This is a genomic window from Shewanella vaxholmensis (assembly GCF_031932135.1).
GTDB classification, from domain to species: Bacteria; Pseudomonadota; Gammaproteobacteria; order Enterobacterales; family Shewanellaceae; genus Shewanella; species Shewanella hafniensis.
On record NZ_JAUOEV010000005.1, the window covers coordinates 104,720 to 115,619 of the forward strand.

Annotated in this window: 4 protein-coding genes and 2 pseudogenes; 4 read left to right on the top strand and 2 right to left on the bottom strand. The window is 40.3% G+C overall.

Features of this window, described 5'->3' with window-relative positions:
• Positions 1–160 precede the first annotated feature (160 nt).
• A complete protein-coding gene (locus tag Q4Q46_RS06720; RefSeq protein ID WP_106651806.1) occupies positions 161–1,372 on the top strand; it encodes a porin in 1,212 nt (403 codons plus the stop codon).
• Between the two features lie 100 nt (positions 1,373–1,472).
• Here the strand turns inward: Q4Q46_RS06720 and Q4Q46_RS06725 are convergent.
• Positions 1,473–1,813 (bottom strand): annotated as a pseudogene (locus tag Q4Q46_RS06725) (transposase family protein); the annotation flags it as partial.
• A gap of 112 nt (positions 1,814–1,925) precedes the next feature.
• Between Q4Q46_RS06725 and Q4Q46_RS06730 the strand changes: the two are divergent.
• The 3 genes from Q4Q46_RS06730 to Q4Q46_RS06740 all read left to right on the top strand — a co-directional run bounded on the left by Q4Q46_RS06730 (position 1,926) and on the right by Q4Q46_RS06740 (position 10,282).
• Complete coding sequence (locus Q4Q46_RS06730) at positions 1,926–3,140, top strand: IS4 family transposase (protein ID WP_311905562.1); 1,215 nt, start codon at positions 1,926–1,928, stop codon at positions 3,138–3,140.
• Positions 3,141–3,728: 588 nt separating this feature from the next.
• Entirely contained in the window at positions 3,729–6,485 is a 2,757-nt protein-coding gene (locus Q4Q46_RS06735) for a TonB-dependent receptor (protein ID WP_311905563.1), read from the top strand.
• A gap of 1,160 nt (positions 6,486–7,645) precedes the next feature.
• Positions 7,646–10,282 carry a TonB-dependent receptor gene (locus tag Q4Q46_RS06740; protein ID WP_311905564.1) on the top strand — a complete coding sequence of 879 codons (2,637 nt, stop codon included), beginning with the start codon at positions 7,646–7,648 and terminating at the stop codon, positions 10,280–10,282.
• Positions 10,283–10,397: 115 nt separating this feature from the next.
• Here the strand turns inward: Q4Q46_RS06740 and Q4Q46_RS06745 are convergent.
• Positions 10,398–10,796 (bottom strand): annotated as a pseudogene (locus tag Q4Q46_RS06745) (transposase); the annotation flags it as partial.
• Between the last annotated feature and the right edge of the window lie 104 nt (positions 10,797–10,900).

Genomic DNA, 10,900 nt, shown 5'->3' on the forward strand with positions numbered 1-10,900 from the left:
GAGGTTAACTGGTTTGTTTTTGTGATGTTAATCGACATATTCTTTAGGTTTCGCTTTGAGGGGATATTGAAAATTTGCTACCCTTTAAGTGGAAATTGTAAGGAAATATAACAACGGAATGACGTTGGCAAAACATAAACAAAAAAAGGTTAAGCACCAAATGAACAAGACGTTAGTAGCAACTGCGCTTGCAGCCATGTTTTTAGTACCATCAGTCTCAGCTATCGAGATCTATAAAGATAATAAAAATGCCGTAGAAATCGGTGGTTTTATTGATGCACGCGTGATCAACACTCAAGGGGAAACAGAGGTTGTTAACGGCGCATCTCGCATTAATTTTGGTTTTAATCGTGAGTTGACTGACGGTTGGAAAGCCTTTGCTAAATTGGAATGGGGTGTGAATCCAGTTGGTAATAGCGATATTGTCTATAACAATCGCTTCGAATCTGTTCAAGAAGAGTTCTTCTATAACCGTTTAGGTTACGCTGGTCTGTCCCACGACACTTATGGAACACTGACTATCGGTAAGCAGTGGGGCGCTTGGTACGATGTCGTTTACAACACTAACTACGGTTTTGTGTGGGACGGCAACACTGCAGGTGTTTACACTTATAACAAAGATGACGGCGCGGTAAACGGCGTGGGTCGTGGTGATAAAACGGTCCAGTATCGCAATGCCTTTGGCGATGTTAGCTTCGCAGTTCAAGCGCAGTTAAAAAACAGCAGCTTCTATACCTGTGATACAACGGATGATATTTCACAAGCTCAGTGTCAAGCGAACTGGGAAAGCGGTGATAAAGCAGCTCAACAAGTAGAATACAATTATACTTATGGTGGCGCACTGACCTATAAAGCCACAGATATGTTGACGTTAACTGCGGGTGTTAACCGTGGTGAGTTTGATGTGAGTTTTGGTAATGGTGAGCAAAGAACTGCTATCGATGTTATCTATGGTGCTGGCATCACTTGGGGTAACTTCGATAACGATGGTTTATATGCCGCAGCGAACTTTAACAGACAAGAAAACCATGACACTGATAATATTGGTCGTTTGATCAAAGATGCCTATGGTATTGAAAGTTTAGTTTCTTACAAGTTTGACAATGGCCTGCGTCCATTCATTTCTTACAACGTGCTTGATGCGGGTAAAGACTATGTCATCCAGCCTAACTTCAATGCTGATCCAAACGATGAATTTAAACGTCAGTTTGTTGTGGTCGGATTGCACTTTGTATGGGATCCAAACACAGTTCTGTACATAGAAGCACGTAAAGATTACAGCGATTTCACCAGCGCAGATAAAGACCAAGAAGCCAGAATGGCACTTTCTGAATCTGATGGCGTAGCAATCGGTATCCGTTACACACTCTAATTTTCAAGGTTCTTTAAAGTAAGAACCTTTTCAGATATTACCAAAAAGCCAGTCAGCAATGACTGGCTTTTTTGCATATTTTTTGAGTTGTTTATTATTAACAAGAACGATAAGGATGCGCAAAATACACCTTAGCAGCTAGTGTGTTTGCTATCTCTTCATGGTTCGCAAACTCTCGGCTATTATCCGTAGTATCGTTAACACATGCGCCTTGTACGGCATCAACAGCTCGATTGTGGCTCTCATCACATCTTCCGCTGACTTTTGGTTTATATTTTTTATAAAATAAAACAGTGCCTTACGCTCTAATGTTGTCGCCATTGCGTTTAGTACGCGCTATGTAGCGATAAATCCGGGCTCTTTTACAAGACTCAATACATGGGGAATCTGCCCTAGACTCCAATCGAGTTGCAGCAATGAAAGTAGGGCCTCTATGCGCCGCTCTGAAGAATCCCCTGATGATTTACATATAAATCATTAGATTGGAGTGAACTTACACCTTGAAGTGTGATCAGATGGAAGTGCGAACAAACACCAATCACAGGGCTTCAAGGTGCAAGTGTTAACTATCTTACATCAATCTCTCTATCAACATTGTCCAGAAATCCATCAAAAGCGACTCAATACCCTCATGGTTGCTTGCCGAGCACTTATCAATGCGGATTGCCTCACTCTAACGCATTTAGGGCGGCACATTGATGGCACCAGCACTCATACTAAGCACTCAATAAAACGCATGGATAGATTGTTGGGCAACCCGCATCTTCACCATGAAAGAATGGCTGTTTATCAGTGGCATGCAAAGTGGTTGCTAACAGCACATACGATGCCGACAATATTGGTGGATTGGTCAGATATGCGTGAAGGTCGTGAGCTTATTGCGCTACGCGCCTCTATCGCTATCAAAGGTCGCTCTATCACGCTCTACGAACGAACATTTTCGTTAGTGCTGCAAGGCACTCAAACCGCCCATAATCAGTTTCTTAATGAACTCAGAAAAGTATTACCTGACAACATCACCCCGCTGATAGTCACTGACGCGGGCTTTCGTAATCCATGGTTTCGAAAAGTCGAGCAGCTCGGTTGGTATTGGCTGGGTCGCGTTAGAGGATTGAGTGTCTATCGGCCGCATCCTTTCGGTCGCCAATTTTCACTAAAAGCGCTTTATCCCCAAGCCCGTCGTCGCGCAAAACATGTTGGGCGGGTGGCGTTATCGGTAAAGAAACCTTTGTTATGTGAGATGGTATTGTTCAGGGCCCCAAGTAAAGGCAGAAAAGGTCAGCTAAGTACGACAACAGACTGTCACCATACGGCGCAATGGACGTATGAGTTGACCGCCAAAGAGCCTTGGGCACTGGTGACTAACTTGACCATGGAAGCCATGTCGCCTCAAAAACTGGTTAATATTTACCAAAAGCGGATGCAAATAGAAGAAACCTTTAGAGATTTAAAAAGTCCCGCTTATGGCTTTGGTTTACGTCATAGCAGAACACGTTATGCGGTGAGGATGGACATACTGCTATTGATAGCGTTATTGGTGCAACTGGCATTTTGGTGGGTAGGATTATACGGGGAAACACAGCAATTACAGCGGCACTTCCAAGCAAACACAGTAAAGAAAAGGAATGTGCTATCAACAATCAGGATGGGCAAAGAACTGCTGCGGCGAGGGCATGATTATCCCATATCAGCAGATGATTTGCTTTGTGCTGCGAAGAAACTAGCCCAACTCTCATTAACTCATGGTTGTTGGGGCTATGAATTATGAGGGGATCCTACAGTGCGCCGCTCGGGTATCTTATTATTCTAGTGCGGTTTAAATAGTTTGGATATATTTTTGAGGGTCATATTATGTTGTTCTTATGATTAACTAAATATTAATTTACAGTTATTTATTTATGGAAATTTTTTATTGTAGATAAGTAAGGTTATAATTTAAATTGCCATTTAAATTATTTAGGTTTAGGAGTGGGTGATTCAGTGGTTGTAATAGTGTTATGTTTAATAAATATACTCATCCGGCATAGTAAACAGTTTTGATGCTCATTAATCTAAATTTTTTACATAAGTGTGTTTGAATATCAATGGTACGGCAACTCATGTGTAAAATAGTACTTTCGAAGTATTGATTTTTTATTTTAACTGAAAAAATCAAAACGGCATCTAAGCATGATTTTCCTTTATTTACTTCCTATTGCTTATATGTGTTGTTTTGTTGTGAAATTTGTTGATGTAAAGTGTTTTTCATGTTTTATTGTGGCCGATGAGAAATTCAGATTAAATAATTTTTTCTGTATTTCCATTTCTGTTTATAAAAATAATTAGGATATATAGGTATATTTCAGGGAGATTGACAATGAATAAAAATAACTTTTTGGCCAACTCAGTACGTGTTGCCTTAGTAGGCAGCATAGCTGCGAGTGCTTTAACAATTCCCGTTGCTTCGGCCGCTGAAGATGGTGCTGAAAAAGTAGAAAGGATTCAAGTAACGGGTTCGAGAATTAAACGAACCGACATGGAAACTTCTAGTCCTGTTAGCGTTATTGATGCTTCTGCTATTATCGCTTCAGGTGCTACATCGATTGATGATGTCCTGCAAAAAATGACGTCTGCAGGTGGTGCTATGACCAATGCAGCGATTAATAATGGTTCAGGCGGAAACTCTCGCATTAATTTGCGTGGATTAGGTGAGTCTCGCACCCTTATTTTAGTTAATGGACGTCGCATGATAGCGTCAGGTACTGGCGCAGCTTCGACAGTTGATCTAAATACTATTCCAGTATCTATGATTCAGCGTGTTGAAGTGTTGAAAGATGGTGCCTCTGCCGTATACGGTACTGACGCTATTGCTGGTGTAGTGAACATTATATTGAAACGTGATTTTGATGGTTTAGAGCTTAACGCTCAAACTGGGATTTCAGCTCGGGGTGATGCAGATGAAACTAGTCTAGATTTCACTCTGGGTAACACGTTTGAAAAAGGTAATATTGTTGTTAATGCTCAATACACTAAACGTGGCGAAGCCAGCCAAGCTGATAGAGGTTTTTCAGATTGTCCTATCGCAGAGAGTAAGGTTAACGGTAAATTATCACTGGTTTGTGTCGGTAGTTCTTACTCAGAAGGGGGTCATGTATGGGGGGATCCTAATTTCCAAATTACACCTTCTGGACCTGATGGAGAATATCAAGTTGGAGACTCGGGTTACTATGGTAAATATGTAACTGGTCCAGATGGCAAACCAATGTTCAATTATTTTGATGGCAAAAGTGAGGCAAACCTAAGTGGCCTAGGTGGAACATATCATGATTATGCTGATGCCGCTGACGGATATAATTACGCTAAAGACAGTTATTTATCTACACCGATGGAACGGATCAATTTAAGTCTTGCTGGTACTTATGAGATAAATGATTCATTAAGATTTTTTACTGAAGCAATGTACAGCAAGCGTTGGTCTGAGCAACAAATGGCTCCACAACCAGTATGGAATAATTCTCCATGGGAGTATAAACCTAAGAGTTCTGGTGGTTGGATGACTGATGATTTACTTCCTTACGTTCAACCAGGTGAAGGCGTAAGTTATGGTCGTCGAGTTGTTGAGTCAGGAACTCGTGATTTTGCTCAAACTGTTGATACACTTCGGATTGTAGTTGGGTTTGAAGGTGAATTGGAGAATGGTTGGAGTTGGGACGCTTCGTACAATAAAGGTCGAAATGATTCAGTAGATACAACTGCTAATTTACATAATTTAGGTTCTATCAATGACGCAGTTTTGTCAGGTGATTTTGACCCCTTTTTACAGTCATCTTGGATAGGGGAAAATATTAAGCCGTATATCTATACTGAATTAAATAGTGGTGGCAGTGAACTTGATATTTTAGCCGCAACCTTGACCGGCGATATTATGGATTTGCCTGCAGGTACCCTAGGATTTGCTGCCGGCTATGAAAACCGGAAAGAGGCAGCGCATTTTACGCCGGATTCATTAACAGCACAAGGACTGGCTAATGATCCGAGAGTTGAGCCCACAGATGGTGAGTTCAGTGTCAATGAGTTGTATGTAGAATTAGCTATTCCTTTACTAAGTGAATTACCACTTGCTCAACAAGTTGACCTAAGCGCTGCTATGCGTTATTTCAACTATAATACATTTGGTGAAGATACCACTTGGAAACTGGGATTAACTTGGCAAGTATATGATGACTTAATGCTTCGTGGTAACTTGTCAACGGCATTTAGAGCTCCAACGGTAAGTGAGCTTTTTGGTGGAAAACAACCATCGTTTGAACAAATTACTCATCCTGCTAGTTCTCAGACTCAGGCAGAAGTTACTGTGGGTGGCAATCCATTGTTAACTCCTGAGGAAGCTGATATAAAGACCGTAGGTTTTGTTTATTCACCAAGTTATGTTGATGGATTATCACTAACCGTAGATTATTATGATATTGCAATTACAAATACTATTACATCTGTTGATCCCGGTTATGTTGCCGACAATTGTTTAGGTGCTAACGGCGGTTTGATTAATACTGGCTCTGCGTTATGTCAATCATCTCATATCCAAATGGATAATACGGGCCGTATTAAGTTTGATAATGGTTTGCAGAACTTAGGCGAAACCAATACATCAGGCTTTGATATAAATGTAGCTTATGTATTTTCCGCTTTGGGTCTAGATTGGAAGGCAGGTTTAGACTCTTCGATATTGAGCGACTATGTTGAGTATGATCCAGATGGAAATCCAGTTGATTATCGTGGTTTTATCACTGCTAAATCTGGAGCGTATGCAAAATTCAAATCAAACTTCAGCTTAACTGCTAGTGCTAATGATTGGAGTGCAACATACGAAGTTCGTTATATTGATGGGATGGATTCATTCTCTTGTAGAAAAGACACTACTAAGTGTTACGCCCCTAGTGTAGATAGCATTGTTTATAATGACATATCAGCTTCTTATGATCTTACTAAGTCGTTAAGAGTTTCTGGTGGTGTGAACAATATATTTGATAAAGATCCATTGTATTTCACTGGCAATAATGATGCGAATACAGACCCATTCACATACGATGTTTTAGGACGATATTTCTTTGTGAGAGCGAATCTAAAGTTCTAAGTCGGTATGACGATCAAATAATTTTGAAAAAATAGCCTCTCAGAGGCTATTTTTATATGTATAATAATTGGCACTGATGATACCTTATTTTTACGGTCTTGTTATGGTGGAGAACAGCATGATTTTTTGTATTTGTGCTATAGAGGAAATTTAATAATTTTAGTTTAGCTGGTTCCAGAGTTCAGTTAATAGCAATTTCTATTGAAATATAAGTATATATCTTATTTTAAAATTCCTAGCTGTTTCGCAAGTATATAAATTAGGTTCGTTAGCTGTATTTTTATGCTGCATGTAAATGAGTTGCTTTGATATATTTGTAACAGCTGCGCCAAATTATTGATTTTAAAGCATGTTTTGTATTCTTGCTATTGACAGTCTTGTTTATTTCAGCTTTTTAATCCGCCTCATAATATCTCTATTTGGTTATTAAGACTTTTATATTGTCTCTTTGTTACTTAGTTGTAACCTAAGGCTGGCAAGAATGATTACATTTAAGCTACACATACTTTTTTTGAAGCTCCATTTTCTGGTAAAACTTAGCTTCTGCACAACTTCATGTTTATTGACATGTGATCAGTCCTCTATGGTGCTTTTACTTTCAGTTAATCGATGTAGCACTGCCTTATAGTGTTAGCTAAATGCTGTAATTCTCGTTCCGTGCTTGTTAGTGATTATTGTCTTTCCGATACTAAGAGACTACTGCATAAATCTGAAACATATTTCTAAGTTACAGTCGTAGAGCAACATTTATCCTTACTAGTGTTTAGTACTGAACTCAGTAGTACAAATTTTAGGTGTAGTTCAGTTGATTTATTTTCCTAAATACATGATTTTACTATTTTTAATGCGGAGTTAAAGTCTTCGTTTGGATAAAAATAATTTACCTGTGACCAATATCCAGACGTAGCCCCTTAGACTTACTTCGTGTGGTGCTTTTATTTGTGTTTTCTCCTTTCAATAATAACTCATTGTATTTAAATGGTTTTTATGTTGGTGTTTTAATTTTTCTTTACAAATATGTCACTCAATAGTTGTATTTGTTGATTTTATGTTTCTCGTGTGTTTTTATTGTGTCGAATGCGTGTGTGTCTCTGATTTTTTGTGGGGGCGTGTACACAGAATAAAAAATAATAAATAACAAATATCTAGGGAGATAGACAATGCATAAGAATAGCTTATTAGCTAAGTCAGTTCGTTTTGCGTTGATAAGTGGTATTACTGCTGCGGCGTTAAACGTACCCTTATCATTTGCAGCCGATGAAGCTGGCGCAAAAGTTGAACGTATTGCTGTAACTGGCTCACGTATTAAACGTGCTGATATGGAAACTGCTAGCCCTGTGAGCGTAATTGATGCTTCGGCGATCATTTCATCTGGCGCAATTTCAGTGGATGAAGTTTTACAAAAAATGACATCAGCGGGTGGTGCGATGACCAACGCAGGTATCAACAACGGTTCGGGTGGTAATACTCGTATTAACTTAAGGGGTTTAGGTACTAACCGTACTTTAGTGCTTGTTAACGGTCGCCGTATGATTGCATCTGGTACGGGAGCTGCTTCAAGTGTGGACCTTAACACTATTCCTGTTTCTATGATTCAACGCGTTGAAGTCCTTAAAGATGGGGCTTCCGCTATCTATGGTACTGATGCTATCGCTGGCGTGGTAAACGTTATTCTTAAGAGAGACTTTGAGGGCTTTGAAGTCAACGTTCAAACAGGGATCTCTGCTGAAGGTGACGCGGACGAAACAACGATCGATATGACATTGGGAAATACCTTTGATAAAGGTAACCTTGTTTTCGGTGCTCAATACACTAAGCGTGGTGAAGCTAGCCAAGCTGACCGCGGATTCTCTGATTGCCCTGTAACTGAAACTAAACCGGATGCAAATGGAAAGATTAGCCTGTATTGCGGTGGTAGTGGTTATTCTCAAGGCGGTCATATTTGGGGTGATACGGCAAGTTTAAGTGGCCTTGGCGGTACTTACCATGAATATGTCACCGCAAATGATGCTTATAATTACGCAAAAGACAGTTACTTATTCACACCAATGGATCGTCTAAATTTAACTGTCGCTGGTACTTATGAGCTGACTGAAAACACTCGCTTCTTTACCGAAGCTATGTACTCTAAGCGTTGGTCCAATCAACAAATGGCGCCTCAGCCAATTTGGAATAACGATGCTTGGGTATATAACCCTATTTCAGCCGGTGGCTGGATGACTGATGAGTTACTACCTTGGATTAAACCAGGTGAAGAGTTAGCTTATGGTCGCCGAATGGTAGAATCTGGTACCCGTGACTTTAATCAAGTTGTTGATACTGTTCGTATCGTTGTTGGTGTTGAAGGTGAGTTCGAAAACGGCTGGAGCTGGGATGCATCATACAACAAGGGCCGTAACGATTCTGTCGATACTCTAGCAAACTTACACAACTTAGGCTCAATCAACGCTGCGGTACTGGAAGGTACGTTTGATCCGTTCCTTCAGTCTTCATGGCAGGGGGGAAGCATTGCTCCATTTATTTACACTGAAGTTAACAGTGGCGGTAGTGAGCTGGATATCGTTGCAGCAACTTTGTCGGGCGATATTGTTGAATTGCCTGCCGGTATGATGGGATTTGCGGCTGGGTATGAAAATCGTAAAGAGGCTGCAAAGTTCACTCCTGACTCTTTGACTGCACAAGGACTCGCGAATGATCCTCGTGTAGAACCAACAAGTGGAGATTTCAGCGTAAATGAAGTTTATGCTGAATTAGCCATCCCATTACTGAGTAACATTCCTTTAGTACAGCAATTAGATCTTAGTGCCGCAATGCGTTACTTTGATTACAGCACATTTGGTGATGATACCACATGGAAGCTGGGCTTAACTTGGCGTGTATACGATGACTTAATGTTACGTGGTGGTTTATCGACAGCATTCCGCGCTCCAACTGTCGATGAATTATATGGCGGTAAATCTCCATCATTTGAACAAATTGTTCATCCTGCTACAGAGCAAGACCAAGCTGAAGTAACTGTGGGCGGTAACCCATTACTCACACCAGAAGAAGCTGATATTACAACTGTAGGCTTAGTTTATTCTCCAAGCTTCGTAGAAGGGCTGTCGATGACAGTTGACTACTACGATATTGAGATTTCAAACACAATTACTTCTGTTGATAATAACTACATTGCAAACCAATGTTTGGATGCAACGGGCAATCTTATTAATACAGGCACTGCACTGTGCCAATCTTCAAATATCCAAATCGATAACAGCGGTCGTATCAAGTTCGATAACGGATTACAGAACATTGGTGCAACCAACACTTCTGGTTACGATATTAACGTGGCCTATGCATTTGATGCCTTAGGACTTGATTGGAAAGTAGGTTGGGATACTTCAATTTTAACTAACTATGAAGAGTTCGATCCTGATGGTGTAGCTGTCGACTACCGTGGCTATATCACGGGTGGTGCTGGAGCCTATGCGAAACTTAAGAGTAATATCAATCTCACTGCGACCGCCGACGACTGGAGTTTCACATACGAAGCTCGTTACATTGATGGCATGGACTCATTCGCGTGTATTGGTAAAGAGTCTAAGTGTTATGCTCCATCAGTAGGTAGTGTTGTTTACCATGACCTATCAGGTTCATATGATTTAACGAATAATATTCGTTTATCAGGTGGTATTAACAACCTCTTTGATAAAGAGCCTCCTTATTATACTGGTAACAATGATTCTAACACTGACCCTTACACTTATGATGTGTTAGGTCGTTACTTCTTTGTTCGTGCAAGTATGAAGTTCTAAATGTAGCGAATAGATTTTATTCTGTTTCATCCTGAAATAAGTTGACATTTATGTCTACCTAAAACGCCTGATGAACATCATCGGGCGTTTTGTATTTTAAGGCCAAATGGGGCCGTCATTGATTATATATGGCGACAGCTTCTGCCACCATCTGTCACGCCTCCTGCAGCGTTATTAGCTTATGTGTTATTCAATATGCCATTTACTCGCTCTGCTAACGCATTTTGATAGCAGTCCTATCCGTCTGCCATTGAGCATGTCACGCCATGATGACTGTGAACCGCTTGATAAGCGTTTAAGCAGTATTGTGTTCCTCGATCTGAGTGGTGTATCAGCGGTTTATCTTTATCTTGCAGCAGCCTTTGTGCTTGTTTGTACGCTGTTAGCAACTATCTTTTTTGAAATTATCATCAACATGATAGCCCAGGATTTTTCGTGACTAGGCATCGGTTAGCAAGCTTAAATAGACTTCATGATTTTGCTGTGGCAGATAGGTAATATCAGCCATCCAGACCGGTACAGGTTGCAAAATACTCTGTAGAAAGGATTATTCTAAAGTCTAGGCGTAAGTAAAGATTACCTGCTTGAGTTAGTTTCATGTTGAAAAATGTTAATTAA